Annotated in this window: 24 protein-coding genes; 9 read left to right on the forward strand and 15 right to left on the reverse strand. The window is 46.3% G+C overall.

The window, feature by feature from the left end; translation table 11 throughout:
* Positions 1-193 precede the first annotated feature (193 nt).
* The 5 genes from QUA44_RS26190 to QUA44_RS26210 all read right to left on the reverse strand — a co-directional run bounded on the left by QUA44_RS26190 (position 194) and on the right by QUA44_RS26210 (position 5,384).
* Positions 194-886: a response regulator transcription factor gene (locus tag QUA44_RS26190; protein WP_333251550.1), complete on the reverse strand. Its 693-nt coding sequence runs from the start codon at positions 884-886 to the stop codon at positions 194-196.
* 105 nt (positions 887-991) lie between these two features.
* Positions 992-3,193, reverse strand: a complete 2,202-nt coding sequence (locus QUA44_RS26195) for a tetratricopeptide repeat protein (RefSeq protein ID WP_333251547.1) — start codon at positions 3,191-3,193, stop codon at positions 992-994.
* Between the two features lie 429 nt (positions 3,194-3,622).
* Positions 3,623-3,790 carry a photosystem II assembly protein Psb34 gene (gene psb34, locus QUA44_RS26200; RefSeq protein WP_333251542.1) on the reverse strand — a complete coding sequence of 56 codons (168 nt, stop codon included), beginning with the start codon at positions 3,788-3,790 and terminating at the stop codon, positions 3,623-3,625.
* Between the two features lie 69 nt (positions 3,791-3,859).
* On the reverse strand, positions 3,860-4,891 hold the full coding sequence (locus tag QUA44_RS26205) for a thiazole synthase (protein WP_333251540.1): 1,032 nt from the start codon (positions 4,889-4,891) through the stop codon (positions 3,860-3,862).
* The gene (locus QUA44_RS26210) at positions 4,875-5,384 is read right to left on the reverse strand and encodes a CdiA C-terminal domain-containing protein (RefSeq protein WP_333251537.1); all 510 of its coding nucleotides are present in this window, start codon (positions 5,382-5,384) and stop codon (positions 4,875-4,877) included. Before QUA44_RS26210 ends, QUA44_RS26205 begins: the two co-directional genes overlap by 17 nt.
* Positions 5,385-5,429: 45 nt before the next feature.
* Here QUA44_RS26210 and QUA44_RS26215 point away from each other — a divergent pair, with 45 nt between their 5' ends.
* Positions 5,430-6,131, forward strand: coding sequence for a Crp/Fnr family transcriptional regulator (locus QUA44_RS26215; RefSeq protein WP_333251534.1), 702 nt, complete (start codon positions 5,430-5,432; stop codon positions 6,129-6,131).
* Between the two features lie 230 nt (positions 6,132-6,361).
* On the opposite strand, the gene QUA44_RS26220 is transcribed toward QUA44_RS26215, so the two are convergent.
* From QUA44_RS26220 to QUA44_RS26235, 3 genes are all read right to left on the reverse strand, one after another.
* A complete protein-coding gene (locus tag QUA44_RS26220; RefSeq protein ID WP_333251532.1) occupies positions 6,362-6,691 on the reverse strand; it encodes a cupin domain-containing protein in 330 nt (109 codons plus the stop codon).
* A gap of 14 nt (positions 6,692-6,705) precedes the next feature.
* Positions 6,706-7,485, reverse strand: a complete 780-nt coding sequence (locus QUA44_RS26225) for a class I SAM-dependent methyltransferase (RefSeq protein ID WP_333251529.1) — start codon at positions 7,483-7,485, stop codon at positions 6,706-6,708.
* A gap of 712 nt (positions 7,486-8,197) precedes the next feature.
* Complete coding sequence (locus tag QUA44_RS26235; RefSeq protein ID WP_333251526.1) at positions 8,198-8,449, reverse strand: hypothetical protein; 252 nt, start codon at positions 8,447-8,449, stop codon at positions 8,198-8,200.
* Here QUA44_RS26235 and QUA44_RS26240 point away from each other — a divergent pair.
* The 4 genes from QUA44_RS26240 (at position 8,448) to QUA44_RS26255 (ending at position 9,672) form a co-directional block, all read left to right on the forward strand.
* Positions 8,448-8,858, forward strand: coding sequence for an MAPEG family protein (locus tag QUA44_RS26240; protein ID WP_333251523.1), 411 nt, complete (start codon positions 8,448-8,450; stop codon positions 8,856-8,858). The two genes, QUA44_RS26235 and QUA44_RS26240, sit on opposite strands and share 2 nt — an antisense overlap.
* A gap of 90 nt (positions 8,859-8,948) precedes the next feature.
* Positions 8,949-9,131 carry a hypothetical protein gene (locus QUA44_RS26245; RefSeq protein WP_333251521.1) on the forward strand — a complete coding sequence of 61 codons (183 nt, stop codon included), beginning with the start codon at positions 8,949-8,951 and terminating at the stop codon, positions 9,129-9,131.
* Positions 9,100-9,462: a hypothetical protein gene (locus tag QUA44_RS26250; RefSeq protein WP_333251519.1), complete on the forward strand. Its 363-nt coding sequence runs from the start codon at positions 9,100-9,102 to the stop codon at positions 9,460-9,462. The genes QUA44_RS26245 and QUA44_RS26250 overlap by 32 nt, the downstream gene beginning before the upstream one ends.
* A gap of 51 nt (positions 9,463-9,513) precedes the next feature.
* The gene (locus QUA44_RS26255; RefSeq protein WP_333251517.1) at positions 9,514-9,672 is read left to right on the forward strand and encodes a hypothetical protein; all 159 of its coding nucleotides are present in this window, start codon (positions 9,514-9,516) and stop codon (positions 9,670-9,672) included.
* A 138-nt stretch (positions 9,673-9,810) separates the two neighbouring features.
* On the opposite strand, the gene murD is transcribed toward QUA44_RS26255, so the two are convergent.
* Together murD and glyS are read right to left on the reverse strand one after the other, a co-directional pair.
* On the reverse strand, positions 9,811-11,157 hold the full coding sequence (gene murD, locus QUA44_RS26260; protein ID WP_333251515.1) for a UDP-N-acetylmuramoyl-L-alanine--D-glutamate ligase: 1,347 nt from the start codon (positions 11,155-11,157) through the stop codon (positions 9,811-9,813).
* 195 nt (positions 11,158-11,352) lie between these two features.
* Positions 11,353-13,533, reverse strand: a complete 2,181-nt coding sequence (gene glyS / locus QUA44_RS26265; RefSeq protein ID WP_333251512.1) for a glycine--tRNA ligase subunit beta — start codon at positions 13,531-13,533, stop codon at positions 11,353-11,355.
* A 159-nt stretch (positions 13,534-13,692) separates the two neighbouring features.
* Between glyS and QUA44_RS26270 the strand changes: the two genes are divergently transcribed.
* The gene (locus tag QUA44_RS26270; RefSeq protein WP_333251510.1) at positions 13,693-14,820 is read left to right on the forward strand and encodes a HetZ-related protein 2; all 1,128 of its coding nucleotides are present in this window, start codon (positions 13,693-13,695) and stop codon (positions 14,818-14,820) included.
* Between the two features lie 605 nt (positions 14,821-15,425).
* A complete protein-coding gene (locus tag QUA44_RS26275) occupies positions 15,426-16,493 on the forward strand; it encodes a hypothetical protein (protein WP_333251507.1) in 1,068 nt (355 codons plus the stop codon).
* A 434-nt stretch (positions 16,494-16,927) separates the two neighbouring features.
* On the opposite strand, the gene QUA44_RS26280 is transcribed toward QUA44_RS26275, so the two are convergent.
* From QUA44_RS26280 to trpB, 3 genes are all read right to left on the reverse strand, one after another.
* The gene (locus QUA44_RS26280) at positions 16,928-17,560 is read right to left on the reverse strand and encodes a ribonuclease D (protein WP_333251556.1); all 633 of its coding nucleotides are present in this window, start codon (positions 17,558-17,560) and stop codon (positions 16,928-16,930) included.
* 208 nt (positions 17,561-17,768) lie between these two features.
* On the reverse strand, positions 17,769-18,275 hold the full coding sequence (locus QUA44_RS26285) for a CAP domain-containing protein (RefSeq protein WP_333251505.1): 507 nt from the start codon (positions 18,273-18,275) through the stop codon (positions 17,769-17,771).
* A 69-nt stretch (positions 18,276-18,344) separates the two neighbouring features.
* Entirely contained in the window at positions 18,345-19,583 is a 1,239-nt protein-coding gene (gene trpB, locus QUA44_RS26290; protein ID WP_333251503.1) for a tryptophan synthase subunit beta, read from the reverse strand.
* A 240-nt stretch (positions 19,584-19,823) separates the two neighbouring features.
* Between trpB and QUA44_RS26295 the strand changes: the two genes are divergently transcribed.
* Together QUA44_RS26295 and recR are read left to right on the forward strand one after the other, a co-directional pair.
* Complete coding sequence (locus QUA44_RS26295) at positions 19,824-20,192, forward strand: translation initiation factor (RefSeq protein WP_333251500.1); 369 nt, start codon at positions 19,824-19,826, stop codon at positions 20,190-20,192.
* A 40-nt stretch (positions 20,193-20,232) separates the two neighbouring features.
* The gene (gene recR, locus QUA44_RS26300) at positions 20,233-20,826 is read left to right on the forward strand and encodes a recombination mediator RecR (RefSeq protein WP_172187730.1); all 594 of its coding nucleotides are present in this window, start codon (positions 20,233-20,235) and stop codon (positions 20,824-20,826) included.
* 101 nt (positions 20,827-20,927) lie between these two features.
* On the opposite strand, the gene QUA44_RS26305 is transcribed toward recR, so the two are convergent.
* Both QUA44_RS26305 and QUA44_RS26310 read right to left on the reverse strand, forming a co-directional pair.
* On the reverse strand, positions 20,928-21,797 hold the full coding sequence (locus QUA44_RS26305) for a flagellar assembly protein H (protein ID WP_333251497.1): 870 nt from the start codon (positions 21,795-21,797) through the stop codon (positions 20,928-20,930).
* Entirely contained in the window at positions 21,772-22,041 is a 270-nt protein-coding gene (locus QUA44_RS26310) for a hypothetical protein (protein ID WP_333251494.1), read from the reverse strand. The genes QUA44_RS26305 and QUA44_RS26310 overlap by 26 nt, the downstream gene beginning before the upstream one ends.
* Between the last annotated feature and the right edge of the window lie 251 nt (positions 22,042-22,292).

Below are 22,292 nucleotides of genomic sequence, written 5' to 3' on the forward strand. Positions count from 1 at the left end.
GCCGGATGACGGGAAACTATCACGTCCGGTTTTGCATGGGAGTTCGGGGTAGCGATACCCCGTTCGACCCTAACAAACAATCAGATGCTCGATCGATCTGAATGATTGTGTGGGGAGGGCGGGTTTACAAATATCGAGTATGTTAATCCGAGATATTGGTGAACCCGCCCCTAGAGCCGAATGGCGAATGCTACTAGGTTGTTGGCTCAAACTTGTAACCCACCCCCCGGACGGTTTGAATCATCGGCATTTGATTGGGATCTAGTTCAATTTTGCGGCGAATTTGACCGATATGGACATCCACCACGCGATCGGCTCCTACATACTCGTAGTCCCACACTTCATGCAGCAATTCCGATCGCCTCCACACGCGACCGGGTTTGCTGGCCAAACAGTACAGCAGGTCGAATTCTAAAGCAGTCAAAGCAAGTATCTGACTGCCGAGAATTACCTCGCGGCGAACCGGATCTATTAGTAGCTCTCCAAAAGTAAGAGTTTGTTGTTCGGCGGGAGTAACAATGCGTTTGCGCTTCAAAATTGCTGCAACGCGAGCTCCAATCTCTACAAGACTAAAAGGTTTAGTAATGTAGTCGTCAGCACCTTCGGCAAACCCTTTCATTTTGTCAGCTTCATCGGTTCGGGCAGTCAGCATCAACACAAACACGCCCGTGCGTCTTTGCATTTCTTGACATAGTTTGTAGCCAGTTGTATCAGGTAAATTTACATCTAGAACTACTAAGTCAGGATTGAGTTGCTCAAATAATTCCAGACCAGTCTCACCGTCCTCGCCAGACTCAACTTGATAACCTTGCTGGCTCAAAAAACGGTGAATTAAATTTCGGATTGCCGGGTCGTCATCAACCACAAGGATTTTTACAGGGGCCATGACCACAAGTTTGCTTGAAGAATTAGGCAAGAATATTCAGCCATAATAATAGAAAACTGGATACAAATCTCGAAAAAATTGAGCTTTTAATAGTTATAGCCCTATTTATAACCTACGCAAAATTTCAGGCAATAAATCTCCAGGAACTTTGGATAAGGCTAAATTTTGGCCGGGCAGCCCACATTCACTATAGAAAGCTCTAATCGTTTTGACAATATAGCTCAATGCTGTTTGCCTGGAATCAGCAGCTTGGGAGTTTGCCGGGGCTTGCAGGTTGAGTTTATCCCCATATATTAACCCTTTGTCATTGAGATGTTGTCCCCATTCGGCACACACTTGCAACTGGTGGTGCAGTGCTGCTTCTAGATGGCTTGTCTGTGCGACTTTATTAGCGGCGAAATCTGGGTCGGTGGCTAGTTGATAGTGGGCTAGTCCGAGATTGTTGCGGGCGGCCAAGGCGTCAAAGGTGAGTTGGGTTCGATCAATCTCTCCGGCGATATCCAGGGCGGCTTCGTAGGCGGTAATCGCCTGCTGCAATGATTCCGTCCGCGCCTGTTTATGCTGAAAGTGGTTCGCCAAATGCCAATAAGCGGTACCGAGATTGTTGTAGCTGGCTGCTGCTGCTGCGGGTACTAATTCTCGGGTGCGGTATTTCAATGCTTCGCGGTAGGCGGAAATCGCCCTGACTAGCAGGGGTTCTGAGGGTTCGTGCTGGGCGAGGTTCCAGCAGGCGGTACCGAGGTTGTTTTGCACTCCGGCATAGTTGAGGGGTTCTCGTTCGGGACTGTAGCAGGAGAGGGCTTGGGTGTAAGCTGCGATCGCGCTTTTGAGATATACGATCGGCTCACCATCTTGGGCTAAATTCCAGTATGCTGTCGCCAAATTATTCTGAGCAGCAGCGTACTGCTGAGGCTCCACGGCGGGGTCTAGATCCAGCAGCGCTTGTTGGTAAGCTGCAACTGCGTGCTGCAAGTTCTCTGTCTTGTCTCGATAGCGGGCTAAATCGGCCGAAGCGATGCCCAAATTTTTGTTTAATCTAACGCGGGTTTGGGGTACGGTTTCGCCATCTGTTCGGTTCAAACCTTCAAGGTAGAGGGCAATGCTGCGTTCAAGGCTGGATACTGGATCTGAGGCGTTATGCTGCGTGCGATCGCGCGATAGCATCCAATAGAGAGTGCCGAGATCGTTAAGCAGATCGGAAATTGGCGGTAGGCTGTTGGACTCCTGGGGGTACTGAGTTAAATTTTGTGTCAATTGGGCAATCAGCCGCGCGCATTCCTCAGTTAGTGGTTGATTTTGCTGCGAGTTGGTATCAACTTCGAGATACGCAATCACTTGTTCGATCGCGCGAATGGCGATTGTCAAGTTTTGCTCTGAAACGTCTCCGCCCAGAATGCGATCGCGGTAGTAATTCCCCAAACTTTGATAAGCCAAAGCCAAAGCTTCGCAAGAACACTGATGTTCTTGCAGCAGTTCGATGTATTGCAGAGTTTGCAGCGGCAGAAAATTGTCCTCCGATGCGGCATCATTTTCTGCTTCCAACTCCTCCGAGGCTGCAGCTAGCACCAAATCTGCCAGTTGGACGGATTTAGAATCTGGCCCTGGGGACGGGGGATAGGAAATTGGGGATTGTTCGTCGGGAATTCGGGATTGTCCAGACAAAGAAGATATTAAAAGTTGGTTGCCAAAGTCTCCGCTGTCCCGTAAATTTCGCAAGTCTCCTGAGTGCCCGAAGTCATCAAAGTGCCCGAAGTCTCCCTTAGCTGGAGTTGGTTCGCCTTCAAACTCAAATACTCCGGTTCGCCAGTGCCAAAATTCCGGGGCCGATTGCTCGATCGAACTTAGCCAGGGCCGCGACACCCACAGCAACAGAGTAGACTCGCACATTTGCAGGTTTGCTTCGATGTCTCTCAAATAGCTCAGGAACGACCACTGCACGGCTGCTGACTGCCTGGTGAGGTGTTCTGCCCCAAGAATTTGAAATCCTGGCAAACGGCTGTAGCTGCCCCTGTTTTGCGGCGGTGGGTGGTGGGTCAGCCATGCGGCGATCGAACCCCAAGGATTTGGATCGCTCAAGTCGAGTTCCAAACTGACAAATCGGGGGTAGTTGATCGGGGAGCGAGGATCTGAGCCTGCGCTCTCTGCAGCTAATTCTGCGTGCAAGCGGGCTGCCAGACAGTCCCGCAGGCACAAGTCGTCGCAGGCGGCAATAAAAATTTGACGGCGTAAATTGAGGTCGATCGCCTGTTTCAAGCGTTGATAGATCAGCTTGTTTGAGCTAGAAACTTTTTGGGAAGGAATAGACATCAGGATCAGCCGATTTTAGATTTTAGATTTTAGGTTTTAGGTTTTAGATTTTGGATTGTAGATTTTAGATTGTAGAGTTGAGAGTTGAAATCTCGATCGCTCATAACTCACAACTAAGCCCCGAAGGCAGTCAATCGCACCGGTGATGACTAAAGGATTGTAGATTTTCAATTGGCAATTTTATGTGGGTGACGAACCCGTGTTAGTATTTGCAACCCAAGTCCCTGAACCCGACAGCCAAGAGGAAAACACCAAATTTCTGCTGGTCTTATTTAGCTTTCCAGCTCGCTTGGCACGCTTCAGGACTGTCGCAACTACCTGCTTTGTATTGAAACACAAAAACCATGTTTCCATTGGTGGGAAAACATGGTTTCTCGAAGGATTATTTTAAATTGCGATTTGAAGCAGCTTTGAGTCTCAAGCCAGTTTTCAGGCTAAAGTCGCCACATAAACCAAACCGGCCACCAACAGGGCTGCTACAATACCGCCGATGATGTAGTTCCGTTGTTGGTTCTTGTTGGGATATTCGGCGCCGTACACCTTCGGCTCTTTAGCAAAGTTGTTCAGGCGTCCATCGTCATCTTTGATGTAAGGCATCAGTCACAATCCTTAATATTTTTGATGTTTACAACTGTACCAAAAAAGCGCCCAGGAAAATTCAGGAATTTATTTTGAGGTGACAGTGCCTGTTTGGGGGGAAGAGGCGATCGCGTAATCTTTGATCGGCATTCTGCCTGCTAAGTACGCCATCCGCCCAGCTTCTGCTGCCATTCCCATTGCTTTTGCCATTGCCGGGGAATTTTGGGCATTGGCGATCGCGGAATTAATCAAAAGTGCATCGGCTCCCATTTCCATTGCTCGCGCCGCTTCGCTGGGCGTTCCGATCCCCGCATCGACTACTACAGGAACATTCACCGTGTCAATAATTATTTGAATGTTGGCGGCATTGTTGATCCCTTGCCCTGAACCGATGGGAGAACCTAAAGGCATGACTGTCGCACAACCGACTTCTTCGAGGCGTTTTGCCAGCAAGGGATCGGCATTGATGTAAGGCAAAACGGCAAAACCTTCTTTGACTAATTGTGTTGCGGCTTCCAAAGTGCCGATCGGATCTGGCAGCAAATATTTAGCATCGGGAATCACTTCTAATTTGACAAAATTGTTGTCTTCTTGCCCTAAAAGTTTCGCCATTTCCCGGCCCAAACGAGCTACTCTAATCGCCTCATCCGCAGTTTGACAACCGGCAGTATTTGGCAGCATCCAAATTTTAGTCCAATCAAGAGCCTCTGCCAATCCTTCATGACCGGGAGCATTTGTTTGCACTCGCCGCACCGCTACGGTAACAATTTCGCACCTGCTAGCGTTGACGCTTTGCTGCATTTCTGCCATGCTGCGATATTTTCCCGTCCCCGTCATCAAGCGAGAATGAAAAGTTTTGCCGGCAATAATTAGAGGTTTGTCTAAAGGTGGCGTTGCTGTATCTACAGGATAGCCAAAAATACTGTACTCAAGAGCTTCTTCCCACTGTGTTCTGCCGCCCATCATCTCTTCAAGCTTCCAACCTTCTTCATTTGTCAGCTCATCGCGCGTAACTGCATATAAAATTTGCCCAATTGTAATTAATTTAGCATCTCGCGTCATATTATTTTTCAAGCCGACTTGTATAACTTCTTCAAACTCATTAAAAACGTCTTCCATTTTCCCATTCCTCCCTAGTTATTTGTTGTACTTCTTCGCTGTTGAATACTAATATAATAGTCTGAATCAGTTGTCTTTCGTCCCAATAAAAAGCTTTTCTGATGCCGTCGTTTATCTTCCAAAACTCATAACTCTCTCGGTTGATGTGAAAAATAACGGCTGCTGCACCTTGATTTTTTGCCCTGCTAATTCCTTCTTGAACTCGATATCTGATGTTTTTAGTAGATTTTGTCAACTCCTTAAATTCGCAAATCTCACCGTCAATCTCAGCATCTGGCGTTCTCACACCCTCTGCTGCTTGCTCGCTCAACATTCTAACTCTCTTCCCTATTTTAGCCAAAACTTCAGCCAGAAAGATTTCCGAATTATTAAGATTGTGTTGTTGGTGAATTAGCACAAATCCGCCAGCTAGCTCGTCAAAATAATGCCGCCGATATTCTGGTTCTGCATTTTCGTAGATGGCTCTGCTTTGCTGGATGTATTCTGGATTCACCGTTATTGTACTCTTATTGAACTGCGAGCTAGTAGAGTTAAATCTATGAAAGCAACTGTCGAGCAACTGGCCGAAATTGGGATATTTGCCAGCTTAAACCGAACTGATTTAGAGCAATTGCAAGAACATACAGCAATTCGGACTTACCGACAGGGAGAAGTTGTGATGTATGAGGGCGATCGCCTCCCCGAAAAATTATACACTCTTTTGAGCGGTTCTCTGCGGGTTGCAAAAACAGCGGCGGCGGGCAAAGAAACAATTCTCCGCACTTTATTTCAAGGAGATATGTTTGCCGCACCTGCTTTGCTAGGCAACGGCATTGCCCCGGCAACGGTGACGGCAGAAACTGATGTGCAAGTTCTTACCACAGAACGGGAATTTTTGCTAGCAGCTATTCGGGAAAATCCCGAGATTGCTTTGCGAATATTGGCGGTGTTTAATCAGCGGTTGCAGCAACTGCACGAGACTGTACACGGGTTGGTGTCGGAAAGGGCGATCGTCCGGCTGGCCCGATTTATTCATTACTTTGCCGTCGAGCAAGGTACGAAGATTGCGGATAATAGTGTATGTTTAGAAAAACGTTTTCCCTACTATCAAATTGCTCGCAGTATTGGGATTACCTACGAAGAATGCGTGCGGTTGTTTAAGAAACTTAAGCCGTTTGTATCCTACAGTCGAGGCGGAAAAATTACTGTGTTGGATTGGGGAAAATTGGAGGATATCGCCTCTGGAGATGAAATTGATTAAAGCCTTCTCGAAGATAGGACGTACAGTTGAAACCGCGCCTATAAAAATCTAGGAAAATAAGACGGCGGTTGAAACCGCTTCTATAAAAACAAAGTCTGCCTCCGCAGACTGAAGATTATATAATTTTAACCGATCGTTCTTCAACCTGCGGAGGCAGGTTTTGTTTGTGTAGCCGCGAATTCCATTCGCCCGGTCTTGTTCTCACAAATTCCATTCGCCCGGTCTTATTCTCACTCCGAAAATGTCAAAACAAACGCCAGATTTTCTTCAGCTTTCAAAGCGTGGGGCGCTCGTGCGGGCATGAATACAAATACTCCCGGTTCCAAGACAATATCCTTACCTTCCAGAGTCAAAACTCCTTTTCCTTCCACTACATTTATTGTGGCATTCCGCGCTGAATGGTGTTCTGAAATGTCCAAACCTGCTGCCAAACAAAGCAAAGTATGCTGACAATTATTGTCTTTGACTAAAATTTTAGTCAGCACTCCGGTGGCGGGATATTCGATTGTGTCTCTCAGTTGGATTGATGAAGATTGTAGCGGTAAAATGGTAGCAGTCATAACTTTTTACTTTGTTAAGATTGTTTTTGAGCACAGATGATGATATAGCCTAAATCCTCTTGGTACTTCTGGAAAACTCGACGCATTGCTAAGATACGATCGCGAATTTGCGATCGGCTTAAAACATTCCACACAATCCGCGCAGTACCCACAAAGCCTTCGTCATTAAGCATTCGCCGCAAGTTGAGGAGCCCCATCGCCCCACTTTGACACTTTTCTACTTGCAAACCCGCATTTTGACAAACAGCAATCCAGCCAGACTCAGACAAAGGGGTTGAATTGACGCGAATCACTTCTGATAAAGCTTTGTGAATTTCAGCTTCTCGGTTTTTAACTAAAAGTTCGTGAGAGAGAAACTTGCCACCTGGTTTTAAACGATCGCAAATTCCCGATACAATTTTAGCTTTCCCCGACGGCGACTGCATTGTCAGGATAGCTTCAGCCAACACCCAATCAAACTGTTGGGAAATCCGATCCAAGTGAAAAATATCTCCTTCCACAATTTCTACTCGATCGCTCAAACCCGCTGCTGCAACGTTAGCACGGGCGCGGGCTACACTGTCGGGATTTTTCTCAACACCCACTACTTTTACCCCAAAACGTTCAACAAGGGCGATCGAACTATATCCAAAACTAGCAGCCAACTCCAAAACAGTATCCCCAGACTTAAAATCCGCCAATTCTAATAACATTTCTGTAGCAGCTTTTCCCCCGGGCCTCAGCATTGTCTTACCAGCGGCTGCTAGGACTTCATGGCCCGGCGCAGTCTTAAAATTGAGAGTAGTATTGGTCATAGATTTGACCTCCTATTTAACCTTACTCTCAGTTTGCCAAATTCTCCCAAATCTTTCTATGATCTAGCTCATATTCAAATTATCGTAGGCTGACGCACCCTACAATATCAGGAATTATCTCATGTCCGCCCTCAACAATTCGGACTGTTTTTGATTGCCAACAATGCTTTCAATCCATCCCTAAACAGCCGTCATCGTTTTAAGTAGAACTGATTGCTGTTAAGCTAATCCGCATTTAAATTGCATGGTAAAATAAATTTTCACTCTTGTAGGGTGGGCATCCTGCCCGCCCTCAACAATTTAAATGCACAACAGCTTACCGATCCAAATGCTAACCCTCGGATTGGCAACATCAGAGGCGCAATGATCATTGCACCGATAATTACGGCTGCACTGTTGGCAAGCAGTCCAAAGGTGGCAATTATACAGGAGCCGAGAATTAAGACAAGATAGTTAATATCTAGGGTTGATTCTTCCAACCAGTCAACTCCTATGCGCTTTAAATGCTATCGATGAATCCTGCTCCTGGTGAAACATTTAAGACTGTCTCGAATATTGTTGAGCAAAATAATCTCCTTAAGTCGGGGGCTTGTATTCGTATGCAGGTTCGGTGAGTCTATTTTAGATTTTAGATTTTAGATTTTAAATTTACTCCACAAATTTTAGATTTTAGATTTACTCCACTGATGAATCTGGGAGCTTGAACAAAAGTCTAAAATTTGGGGCTGCTCACGAGAGGAGTCGGGGGCTTGTATCCGTGTGCAGGTGCGAGCCAAAGAATCAAAATCCCAGCCAGCAAGTTTTCGAGGATGTCCCAGAACCCGAAAGCAATTGTCGCGCCATTAATACCCAGCAGTTGCATCAAATCCCCTGCCTTGAATGACGGGATGGCGATGAATAACCCGATCGGCAATAATTGATTTATAATCAAGATATCTACTCCACCCCAATCATACCGAATCATGCTCGCAGAAGCAAACGCGACAATTTGGCCTAGTCTAATTACTGTTTCAGCATTAATTCTCTACTTCGTTGTTACCATCAACGTCGGCAGAGCTAGATTCAAATACAAAGTTTCTCCCCCCCAGATGACAGGAAACCCAGACTTTGAGCGAGTGGTGCGAGTTCAGCAAAATACCTTAGAGCAAATGATTCTATTTTTGCCCTCGCTCTGGCTATTCTCGCAATTTATTAGCCCGATTTGGGGCGCTGGTATCGGCGCAGTTTGGATAGTTGGACGCATTTTGTTTGCTTGGGGTTACTATCAAGCTGCTGAAAAAAGAGCGGCAGGATTTGGCATTAGTACCTTAGCTACTTTAGCTTTGCTTGGTGGTTCCTTAACTGGCATAATTATGTCGCTGCTGAAGGTTTGATCGTAGCTTGCGATCGACATAATTGTTTTTCTACTCGTTTCCAGGCTCTGCCTGGGAACCAGTTAAATGTAATAAATCTTAGGAGTAAATATGTCAGAAACCAACAAACCCGTATTTGAAATTAACCCGAAACTTTTTCAGCAGCTTGTCGAGTGGCAAGAAAAACTTGAACGAGAAGATGAATTAGCAAGCGAGTTAGAAGACGAGAAACCAACTGAGGTAAAAACTCCTCCCGACAGTGATGAACAGCATTCTCAAACAGATAATTCCTAGCTGGTGGCTAGCAGCATCTTTGGGATTTCCGGCTGCTGTCTCGGCTCAATCGCTGACACCTAGCCAAATTCAGCAAGTCAATAGCGGTTTGTTTCGTTCCAACTCTCAAGATTTCTTTCTGCAAGCAAATCGCCAACTGGAAAGAGAAATCGCAATTTTGTTGCAAAAAGATGTCGCTTCCCCAGGCAATATTCTGGAGATTGATGAAAAATTGCTCTCTCAGATTTGTAGGCAAGAATTTAAAATATCGTCGTCGCATTCTGATACAATAAGTGCGGCTCATATTGCTGATTTTCAGACCAAACTAAAAGACATTTGCAGACACAATTAAAATGAAAGTGAGGTCAATATTCAAAGTTTAGTGCTAATGGATAAAGAGGCAATGGCAAAGTTAAAAACAGCCATGCTGGAAGCGGAAACCGCTGCTCATTTGGCGGCAATCATTATTGATTACACTCATGAGGAAATGATGCTAGTTTTTTATGAGCTAGAATGGGAACAACAGGCTAGAATTAAGGATATTTGGAAGACTGTTAGTTAAAGTAGATTGTCCCAAATCAGAGGTTTTAGTTTTTAACCGCAGATGTAAGCCGATAGACGCAGATGCACGCAGATTTAATTTTGTTCGTGTTCGCTGTGTATAACAATCTTATTTTGTACACAGCGAACAATGAGATATCTAAACTAGGGATTCGAGGCATAGTTGGCGGAAATGATCGCCCCGTTGCTCGAAGTTTTGGTATTGATCGAAGCTAGCACAGGCTGGGGAAAGCAACACTACTTTAGCGTTGTTCTGTTTGCCTAATTCTGCTGCTCGCGGGATTGCTCGTTCCATTGTTTCGACTATTTCCCAAGCGTTGTAATTTGCTTGTTCGAGCCGATCGCCAAAAATACCTGCCGCATCTCCAATTAGCAACACCGCAGCAGCTTTCGCCTTAATTGTATCAATCCATGCGCGATCGTCCCCTTCTTTGGGATCGCCGCCCGCAATCAAAATCGCCGGCGCGCTTACAGAAGCCAACCCGACTTGCGCCGCATCGTAATTAGTCGCTTTGCTGTCGTTGATAAAATCTATACCTTCCCAAGTGCAGATGTGTTCGAGACGGTGCGACACTCCGGGGAATTTATCGATCGCCCGGGCGATCGCACTTTTATCTATCCCCGCCAAATTAGCCGCAGCCACCGCCATTAACAAATTTTGCAAATTGTGTTCTCCCACCATCCGCAAAGACTCTGCAGGCAAAATTTTCTCGCTTTGAGCTATTACCCAACCGTTTTCGATGTAAGCTCCAAAATCTGTATTTCCCAACAAATCTTTTTCACCTTTGACACTCGTCCAACACGCATCCGGCCACATGTCAAGTCCTTGCTGTCGCAAACAAGGATCGTCGCCGTTGATTACTTGCAATTCAGACTTTTTCAGCAAATGCGCTTTAATGTTGTAGTAATTTTCCAAAGTTTTGTGGCGGCTGAGGTGATCCGGCGTCAAAGTCGTCAAAACTCCGATTCTCGGCGCTACACACGGCGATGATTCTATCTGATAGCTGCTAATTTCTGCGATTACCCAATCCGGCTGTTTTTCTGCTAAAGCTAATTCACACGCAGCATAGCCAATATTGCCGCAAGCGGGAGCGTAAAGCCCTGCTTCTGCAAAAATAGCAGCAATTAAAGCAGTAGTGGTAGTTTTGCCGTTAGTGCCGGTAATCCCCACCCAAGGAGATTTGAGATAACGCCACGCGAGAGCCATTTCTCCTATTGTTTCAATGCCTAACTCTCGGGCGCGCACTAATGCTGGACTGTCCCAGGGAACGCCCGGACTTACTACTATTAATTCTATAGATTCGACTGGTTCCAAAGATTGACCTAACTCAACTTTAATTCCTTCGTTAGCGAGTTGCTGTTGCTGTTCGAGCAAATTTGGGGAAGATGAGCGATCGCTCAGCGTTACTTCCCATCCTTCGCGTTTTAGCAGTCTGGCGGCGGCATTCCCTGACTTTCCTAGTCCAATGATATGAGCGATCGGCATAAGTTGTGTGTGTGATGGAGCGAATTTCCCTGGTTTTATAAGTTTATATCGGTTACGGTTTTTTTTGGATGATTTAACCGCAGAGGGCACAGAGGGCGCAGAGGAGGAGAAGAGAGAAGATAGAAATGAATAATTCCGATACCAATGGATTTGATATTACATCAAAACCTTTGGCGGCAATCTAAAATCTAAAATCTAAAATCGATTGACGATCGCCCCAAAGTCAGCCAATACCCGCGCGTGATTCCGCAGCAAACCCAGTAAATTCAACCGATTGCGCTTAATTTCCGGGTCAGAATCCATCACTAAAACACTTTCAGGGCCGTCAAAAAAGCTGCTCACAGCCGGAGCAATTTCAGTCAAACTATCTACCAACTGCTGGTAATTCCGAGTTTGTTTGGATAGCAGCGTTTGCGGCACTAACTGCACGACTGCATCATAGAAAGCTTGTTCAGACGACTTTTGAAATAACTCTGGTTTCACCGCCGTTTTTGGTTCCAATTCAACTTTATCCAAATCACCTTGAGCCGCCAAACGAGTTGAACGGTTGACTGTTTCGTAAATCAGATCCAAAGTCTGGTTATTGCGGATTTGTTGTAGGAAAAGTGCTCTTTCCAGCGCATCCAACAAATCTCTCAATGCTCGTTCAGTATATTCTGGGTCGTTTTCTCCCAAAACTGCATTTACCAAATCGTAATCTACATTTTTTTCTTCTTGCAACAAAGTCCGAATTCTTTGTAAGAAAAACTCGTATAACTGCGATAGCAACTCAGCAGGTGTTTCTGGGCGCGCTGCGGTAAATTCGGCGACAACTTCGGCGAGTAACTTGTGCAAGTTGACAGGCAACTGAGCCGCCCAAATAATGTTAGTTATTGCATTGGCTGCGCGGCGCAAAGCGAAGGGATCGGATGAACCAGTTGGCAACATTCCCAAACCGAAGATGCTGACTAATGTATCTAATTTGTCGGCTATTGCGACAACTTGACCTGTGATAGTTTGCGGCAAATTGTCGCCCGCGCCTTTGGGCAAATAATGTTCAAAAATCGCTGTGGCTACTTCTTCCGATTCGCCACTTGCTAAGGCGTATTTCTGCCCCATGATTCCTTGCATTTCAGGCAGTTCGTAAACCATTTGGGTTACGAGGTCGGCTTTGCAAAGTAAGGCTGCTCTTGCTATGTAAGCTTGTTCTTCGCCTGTGATTTGCAGTTGATTGGTGATGAGGCTGGCAATCTTGCACAGCCGATCGACCTTTGCGCGCACTGTCCCCAACTCTTCCTGGAAAGTAACTTTTTCCAACTTCGGTAAATAATCCTCTAGAGGCTTTACCAAGTCTGCTTTGTAGAAAAACTGACCGTCTGCCAATCTTGCCCGCACTACTCGCTCGTTACCGGCGGCAATAATCGCGGCTTTAGCGGGATCGCCGTTGGAAATTGTAATGAAATAGGGCAGAAGTTCGGGATAATCTGGGCTTTTGAGGATGGGAAAATACCGCTGGTTTGTAACAATAATTGTGGTGATTACTTCCGGCGGCAATATCAAAAATTCCTCGTCAAATTTGCCGACAACTGCGTTAGGCCATTCTACTAAGTCGGTGACTTCTTCTAACAAATCTTCGGTAATGTCGGCGTAACCGGCTTGTTTTGTCGCTGCGGCTTCTACTTGTGCTTTAATTTGATTTTTGCGCTGGGTTCGATCGACCTCCACGCAAGCAGCCCGCAGACACTCGACATAATCTTCGGCTTGCGGAATCGAGACCCCCCCCGTTTCCCCCTTGCCAAGGGGTGTAGGGGGGGTGTATAACACCCGGTGTCCTTGGGAAATTCGATCGCTCTTAACCGTATCTGAACCGCTCACTAATGTAATTGGCAGTACAGTATCATCCAACAGTGCCACTAGCGATCGAATCGGGCGCGGAAACTTCAAATCTCCGTCGGCCCACCGCATAAATCTTTTGCCTTCTAACTTATTAATCCACTGCGGCACAAGTTCTGTCAAAATATCCGCACTCATCCGCCCCGGAATCTTTTTCAGCACAAACACAAAATCGCCTTTATCGGTAGCGCGAACTTCCAAAGCATCAATTTCTACGCCCTGCTTTTTCGCAAAACCTTCGGCTGCTTTCGTCGGTTTGCCATCTTTAAAAGCCGAACTCGCGGGTGGCCCTTTTACCTCTTCTTCCCTATCTAATTGCTGAACTGGCAGCCCTTTCACGAGAACGGCCAAACGCCTTGGAGTAGCGTATACATTAATAGAGTCATTTGTCAAGGATTCTTCTGCCAACGTTGCAGGTACAAGTCGCTGCCACTGCTGGGCGCTGCCTGAGACAAAAGAGGCGGGCAATTCTTCTGTACCGAGTTCTAATAAAAAGTTAGGCATATCGCACCGTAATGGAATTTTGTTTAGGGTAATTTAAGGTAATTTATCCGAATCGCGCGATCGCGAAGCTTGCAGAAGAGGATCGTATATCTGAAAAATACTCAAAAATCCAGGATACCACGTAAAATCGGGGGTGAAAGACAATATTCTCGACAGCCCATGACCTTGGCGGAAAGACTAGGACAAGATTGGAAGTCTCGACTGGAAAAAGATTGCCCGGACGAAAATTCTAGCACTCGCGAGAGTGTTGTCCGGTGGCTGTTGGGAGACAAGCCCGAAAGATTTGACACTCTTAGCCCAACTCAATTGTCTGTCGCCTCTGGGGCGATCGACTTTTTATATCGAATTTTACAGCAGCGGTATCTGGGAGTACCGCCAGAAAAAGCTTACCGCAACTTGATCGGGCGGCTCGGCGGTTTAGTTGTGCTCCGACAAAAAATCCAAGCGTGGGTTTCCCTGAGTCGCGACAGACAGCGGAGTGCGGTGGAGGTACTGCAAGAAGTGATTCAGGAAATGCTGAATTCCGATCGCTACCTGCAGCAGCAAGTTGCCTGGATTGCCGAATGTACCTCAGACAGACGCCTGCGAAATGCTTTGCTGCTAGCGAGCACAGAAGAATATTGCTTGCGGCCTATCCGCAACCAGCCGCTGCTGGTGTACCGTTTTGTCAACTATTTGCGGCGTGCCCAGCGGGGCGGGTTGACGCAAGTGCCTGCGGGAGACTGGGTGCGGCTGGTGTCGGAACAGGTTCTACCCGACGATACAGACGAACCGCTCAGCCTGCTAGATGAACAGGCAATGTCCGAGTATCGAGAAAATCAAGCTTGGGAAGAGCAGCAAACTCAGCGGCAGATTGTCCAACAAGAATTTGAGAATTACTTGACCGCTGAAGTCGATCCGCTGGCTTCCCGGTGGCTGCAGCTTTACCTGCAAGGTCGTTCCCAAGAGGCAATTGCTGAGGATTTGAAGGTTCCGATCAAGCAAATTTACCGCTTGCGAGAAAAAGTCAGTTACCACGCGATTCGGGTTTTTGCGGTCAAACAAGCACCGGAATTAGTCGCCAACTGGCTGGAAACTTCGCTCAAAGAACACAGTTTGGGCTTGACTCCCGCCCAGTGGCAGCAATATTTACAAAACCTCACACCTGTTCAGCGGCAGTTGGTAGAATCGCTGAAAGCAGGGAAAAGTGTAGAGACGATCGCATCTGAATTAAAGCTGAAAACCAATCAAGTCATCGGCGAGTGGAGCAAACTCTATTTAGCAGCTCAATCGCTCCGCAACGAGTAGATTGGTAATGGGTGGCGGGCAATTGCTAATTGTTAATTGGCGGTAGCATTTTTCAGAATCCGCGCTACAAATCAATTCCCTCACAACCACAGATTACTGCGAGTTTCCCCGTGGAAAACCGCGCGATGCCCCTTGTATCAAATCAGGTTAGATCGATCGGCATATCGTTGCGCTGCCGTGACGATCGCGCTCCGAGACGATCACAGTCAACTATCTGAGATAAGATACTAGCAGCACGATCAACTTTTCAGGATTTTTTAACCAATCCTAAATTCAGCGGTGGCCCGTAAATCATCGGTTGTGGTGCATCTGTAATACTTGTGCATTAAAGACATAATTCTATTGTTGCCAGCCACGGGCATCAATCTCGGGCGATCGATGATAGTGGGTCTAGCCTGCGCTAGTCATCATCTAGTTCTCAATCTTTTGGTAGAATTTGAGGCTGCAATACAGAAGGGAGAAAATTCTGAGACTAAGGATTTTTCTTTAATAAAAGCTTCCGGTTGCGAGACCAATTCCTCCGTAGCAGGAAGTTGCAGCGTTTAATTTTATCGCATCAGGTTGGTGCGTCGCGCTCGATCGCGCTTCCAACTACAAAGCAGCTAATGGTATATACATCTTCAACAGACTCGGCAGCTACAATGGACTCCGATCGAATATTTCACCTAATCGATACAGTTGTCCCCTTTGAAGCTTGCCTTTACTATCAAGTTTTGCCTTTATCTCTAGAAGGTAATCTGTTTAAATTGGGCGTAGTCGATGCCCAAGATGACTCCGCCTTGGACTACGTGCAGCGGATTTTAGCTTACATGAATTGCTCAGTCACAACAGAGCCAATTGCCTCGGAAACTCAGCGCTCGATGCTCTCAGCTTACTTGCTGCACGGGAGCCAGATCCGAGAACCCAGCCAGACAGAAACCGCCACAGCCCCAACACCCAAAAATCCCGCATCAGCAACTTCAGGCCCCAATGCAGCAACGCTGCTGTCTGTGCCAGAACCCTCGATGCCCGATCCTGAGCGGTTTAAACCTGCTAGCGCCGAGGTTCCCCCGACACCGACACAGCTATCGGTTTTGAATGTCGAGGCCTTGCACTTGTCAAGCCGAGTGGAAGTTTTGGCAACTTTGCCCGCGCCCCAACTGCTGCAAGAATTGCTCGGTAGAGTGCTGCGAGAGGGTATCGGCCGCCTGTTTTTTGAGCGGCATCAGTCCCAAGGTCGCATTCTTTGGAGTCAAGATGGCGTTTTGAAATCCATGCTCGAAGGTATCGATATCGTCCTTTTCCAAGAGGTCATCGACGAGTTGAAGCGGCTGACAGATATGCCTGTTTCCCCGGTGGAACAGCCCAAACAAGTCGAAGTTGAGCGCATATATCAAAACACTCATTTGCTGTTGCGCTTGCGGGTAATGACGGTGGGTGGCAAGGAAGAAGCCACCCTGCAAGTTTTGCGGGGGGCAGCTTTGAGGTTTTACCAGCAGCAGCAGTTGTCTAATTTGAGTCGGGACGCACTGCGGCTGGCCGAAGAATTGCAGCGGAAAGTGAATCAAATTCGCGATCGAACTCGGCTTTCTCCTGTGCCTTTAGAGGGGTTGCCCGCTTTGGAACAGGTGATTAGAAATGTTGACGACCAAATTGAAGCTTTGCTGCACGAACACAATCCCGATCAGTCCTAATTAGCAATAGATGACTGTTTTCGCGATCGGACTCGCTGACCTCACAAACCCGATTTCTGCCTATATTTCTCCTTTATTTATTAGTCCGCGTAGACGAAAGTTTGTGCAGTAGGCATTTAATATCCAATCTGTTAGCATTGGAATTATTCAGATCTCTATTCTCGACAAGCGCGTGAATCTGCGTGAATCCATTGTCATCTGCGCTTGCTGAAATTCTCTTTTTTTAACCGCAGATACAGGCAGATCAACACAGATAAACACAGATGAATTATAGCGGTTCTCAAAAAAATGAGGTATGCCCTATGCCCTATGCCCTATGCCCTATGCCCTATGCCCTATGCCCTATGCCCTATGCCCAGTCGTACCTCATCTTTCTGAGAAAGGCTATATATCAATCGCCTACTCCGAGCGAGAGGTTTTTAACTGCACGAGTCTCAACCGTGTTCAAAAACATCCTTGTACTGCAATAAATCTAAACTTACAAAAACCGGCAAACACTGAAAACATTCCTGTGCAATTTCCCAGCGTTCTTCTCGCTGCAACATAGCAGTCAACTTTTGTTTAGCGCTCAGCAAATAGCGGACATCGTTAGCAGCATAATTTAGTTGATCGTCAGAAAGATTAGTCGCATTTCCCCAGTCGGAACTTTGAGATGTTTTATTTAATTCTACCTTTTCAAGTTCTAGAATTAATTCTTTCAATCCGTGTCTGTTGGTATAAGTTCTAGCAAGTTTACTAGCTAGCTTGGTGCAGAAAACTGGTGCGATGTCAATACTTAAATTGTAACGCATTGTTGCCATATCAAAGCGCGCAAAATGAAATACTTTCTCAATATTTTCGGCTTCCATTAACTTCTTTAAATTCGGTGCTGCTGTCTGGCCTTTGGCAATCCGCACCACTGCAACTTTACCTTCGGGATTGCACAACTGAACCAAACACAAGCGATCGCGCCAAGGTAGCAAACCCATTGTTTCCGTATCAACGGCGATCGCCTCCGCTGTCAAATAATAAGATAAGAGAGAATCGGGAATATCACGATCGTACACTTGAAAATTTGGAAATTCCATTATTAGTAATTGTTGACTGTTGACTGTTAACTGCGTCGCCCTGAGCGGAGTCGAAGGGTTGACTGTTGACTGCGTCGCCCTGAGCGGAGTCGAAGGGTTGACTGTTGACCGCATTCTTCCCTCTTCCCTCTTCCCTCTTCCCGACATCCGTTACATCCGTTACATCCGTTACATCCGTTACAAAATCCGCTGCCGAACTTCCTTCTATTTACCGACTGCGAACAAAAAGCTGAGTAAGATAATACTCGCCTTTGGCATTTTTGGCAACCCCAATACCGGTCACATTAAACTGACCCTCCATATTTTTGCGATGCCCGTCACTTTTAATCCAACCTTCAACAGCATTGCGTACCGGGTCGCTGTAGCCAAAATTATAAGCAAGATTTTCAGCTACACTTTGATAAGGAATAGTAATTGCTTTTGCCCGCCCCTCAAATCCATCGTGGCTAAAACTTACTTTACCCTTAGCCATATCTTCGCTGTGAATTCTTGCTATCTGACTGATTCGCGGATCGATACTCAGCGGTGGCAACTTTTTAGATGCTCGATATTGATTGATCTGTTGGTTAACCGCTGTTTCTAAGTCAGTAATAGCACTCGAAGCAACATTAGTATTCATGGGAGTTTGTGGCAGCGATCGCGGAGGAATGGAGGTGTCACAAGTAGGCAGGATTGTCAACAATCCCAAGCAAATCGAAATCAAACCTTTGGACATGAAATCAAACGAAAAATAAAGTTAATTGTTACCGATTCCTACAGAGCGATCGCCCCACATTCCGCTAAACTAGATATTCAGAACCTTCGCCACAGTGTTCACGTCTTTGTCGCCGCGTCCCGAACAGTTAAGCACAATGCGCGGATTGCCTGTTAGCTGCGGGCACAGAGTCTCTAAATAGGCGATCGCGTGAGCAGTTTCCAAAGCCGGAATAATCCCCTCCAACTGCGAAAGCCGCTGAAAAGCATCCAAAGCTTGTGCATCAGTTACACTGTAATATTCAGCCCTACCAGCATCCTTCAAATAACTGTGTTCCGGCCCCACGCCCGGATAATCCAAACCCGCACTAATCGAATGTGGCTCAATCACTTGACCTTCATTATCTTGCAGCAAATAACTCATCGCCCCGTGCAGAACTCCCACACTTCCCTTAGTCAAAGTAGCAGCGTGTTTGTCCGTATCCACGCCTTCGCCCGCCGCTTCAACACCAATCAATCTGACAGTTTCTTCCCCGACAAACTCGTGGAAAAGACCCATTGCATTAGAACCGCCGCCGACGCAAGCTAATAAAATATCCGGCAAACCACCCCACTTTTCCTGACACTGAGCCCGCGTTTCTTGACCGATTATCGTATGGAAATCGCGCACCATCATCGGGTAAGGATGCGGGCCCGCTACGGAACCGAGAATGTAATGAGTTGTTTCGACATTTGTCACCCAGTCGCGAATCGCTTCGGAAGTCGCATCTTTCAGCGTTCCCGTACCTGCAGCCACCGGCCGCACTTCGGCTCCCATCAGCCGCATTCTAAACACATTTAAAGCCTGTCTTTCCATGTCGTGAACGCCCATGTAGACAACGCATTCTATCCCGAAACGAGCGCAAACTGTGGCAGTAGCAACGCCATGTTGACCGGCACCAGTTTCAGCAATTACGCGCTTTTTACCCATGCGTTTTGCCAGCAGTGCTTGAGCTAAAGCGTTGTTAATTTTGTGAGCACCGGTGTGGTTTAAATCTTCGCGTTTGAGGTAAATTTGGGGGCCGGTACCGTCTGGTTTAGCATAATGCTCTGTGAGGCGTTCGGCAAAATACAAAGGGCTGGGGCGGCCGACATAATCTTTGAGCAATTGTTGGAGTTGCTGTTGAAATTCGGGTTCGCTGCTGTATTTGTGGAAAGCGGCTTCAAGTTCAAATAAAGCGGGCATCAGGGTTTCGGGGACGTATTTGCCGCCGAATTTGCCGAATCTGCCGAGGGAGTCGGGGCGTTGCGCGGTGGTTTCGGTGGTGAGAGGCAGGGGGGTGACAGTCATTTGATTTTAGATTTTAGATTTTAGATTTTTTAGATTCGCGGGTAAGCTAGAGCCTTGGCGTCGATCGTACCAAATCGGTTGTGGACTTGAGCCGATCGAACAAATTTCATTATAATTCTTTCAATCCTTGACGGGTTAATACAATAGGTAGAAGATGGGATCGCAAACGAGCGATCGCAACCATACCCCAATTCGCTAAAACTAGAAATACCCGTAAAAAAAGTTCAGGCATTTTAACATATGGCAGCACAAAAACGCAAAGATTCTGATATCAAGACGACAGACGGCAAACGAATAGTTTACTCCGAGTTTGGCAATGTTGACAATTCGGCCGCCCTCGAAAGAGGAGTTGCCGAAGTCCCGCCAGCTCAACAAAATTTGAGAGTGCAAGCGTCTCGGAAAGGCCGCGGCGGCAAAACTGTCACTGTCATCACCGGGTTTCAGGGAAAACCTGAAACTTTGGCAGCTTTGGCAAAGCAGCTTAAAGCTCAATGCGGTGCAGGAGGGACGGTTAAGGAAAATGAAATCGAACTTCAGGGCGATCGATCTCAACAACTTCTCGAAATTCTCAAAAAACTCGGCTACAAAGCTAAAGTTAGTGGAGGATGATGAGTCATTAGTCATTACCGTGTTTTAATTTTTAACCTTCATGTACACTCGACCTTTAGCTCGTTTAATCGAACAATTGCAGCGCTTGCCCGGAGTCGGCCCAAAAACCGCCCAGCGTTTAGCTTTACATATTTTGAAGCGACCGGAAGAAGAAGTGCAAGCCCTAGCTAAATCTTTGATTGATGCCAAACAGCAAGTAGGTTTCTGTCAAGTATGCTTTCACTTATCTGCTGACCCTGTTTGCGAAATTTGCCGCAATACCAACCGCGACAGTCATACCATTTGTGTAGTGTCAGAATCCCGCGATGTAATTGCTTTAGAAAAAACGCGAGAATATATGGGCAAATATCACGTTGTTGGTGGCGTTATCTCGCCGATGGATGGAATTGGCCCGGAACAATTGAACATTCAACCATTAGTCCGGCGCGTCAGCCAGCAAAAGATTAAGGAAGTAATTATTGCTATTAGTCCCAGCGTGGAAGGCGAAACTACTACTCTTTATATCGGTCACTTATTAAAACCTTTTACCTTAGTGACGCGCATAGCTTTTGGTTTGCCGATGGGGGGAGATTTGGAATATGCCGATGAAGTAACATTAGCTCGCGCTTTGGAAGGAAGGAGGGAGTTGGATTAGTTATAAGTTGTCCCGCATCTAAATTGTGTTTTCTGGCGGGCGGGACGCCCAACCCCTACTTTCCACAAGAACTCGATCGAGCTTAATCGCTCTTTTTTTACTCAAAGGGAAGAATTTTCTAATCTAGCCATTAGTTCTTCTATTGACAAATCTGGCAGTTGTGACAGCAATAGCGATAAGTTTTCGGCAGACAATGCAAGCAAATTTGGGATGAGATTGACGGTGTTTACTTCTAATTGACCAAAGCGCTTTCTTAAGACATTTTCGGCGATTAAAGTTCGTACTTGTTGCCTATCTGCTTGGGCGATTGGCAATGTGGATAATTGCACTAACAACATAGTGAATTCACCAACAGGTAAAGCCGATACAGAGGAAAAAAAGGCAATTGTCTGAGCGTCTAACTCCCCAAATCTGACTTGCAGAAAGTTCTGCAAAATCAACCGCTGTGCTTCTTCTCTTCCTTCTTCTCTTCCTTCTTCTCTTCCTTGTTGTGTGGCCTCATCTATTTTTTGTTGTAACAGAGGTACGAGCGCCATAACTAACTCCTTATCTTCCTGATTTCCTGGGGCACTAGCTGCTAAATTTACTTGCAGATTCGCTTGCAGGTTGTACAATAATTCTAGCGTACTAGCTCGTAGGGGACTATCAACAGACAATCTTGTTAATTCCGCGATCGCCCCTTGCTGTACCTTACCCTTACCTAAAATCCGCAACCACATCGTTTCTGGAACATTCGGTAGCTGGTGAATGGCTATCAATCCTACTCGCCAAACTTCCGATAGAAAATAAACCCCCCTCCCCCAACCTTCTGACTCTTCTGGAAGCATAAAATTAAAGCTGCTTAACAAAGCCTCCGAAGCAGTGGGAGTCAGAATCCACAACCTCGGTAATTGCTGGGATTCTAAACGTTGCTCTTCTCGATTAGCTCGGCGCAGTAATTCTGCCCTAGTATTTAAAAGGTTTGACAACACAACTGAAGATATCCTCTGTATTGACGGCATTGCGAAATGGTTCGATCGCAGCCACAGTCGCAGTCATTTGACCTAATAAGCCTAAATTCTCTACGTATTCAGGCGATACAGAAGTGGGTTTAAACCAGATATCAATTTCTCGAACTTGAGCAGAAACATCTTTACTTGTTTCTACTTCTCCGAGAGGTGACAATAACTCTCTTAGGTATTCTTTGGCAAACTGGTCATGGGGGAATTTAGTCATTCTTGGGAAGCACTGTATTCCGAAAAGAACTAAATTAATTATATCTCATTTTAAAACAGTTTTTATTGGCGATCGCTTCTATGTTATACACCCAATATTTGAAAAGATTCAGGTATCTAAGTCTTCTATTTTTTGAGGTAGGGTTACTTCTTTAACCCAGATTTAGGATAAAATCTCAAATCCCCAATTGAGCGACTCTCCCCTGTCACTGCCGCGAAAGGGTAAACTGGACAAAGTTACCGAGAGTAAAA

Source organism: Microcoleus sp. N9_A2, assembly GCF_036701775.1.
Taxonomy (GTDB): Bacteria; Cyanobacteriota; Cyanobacteriia; order Cyanobacteriales; family Microcoleaceae; genus Microcoleus.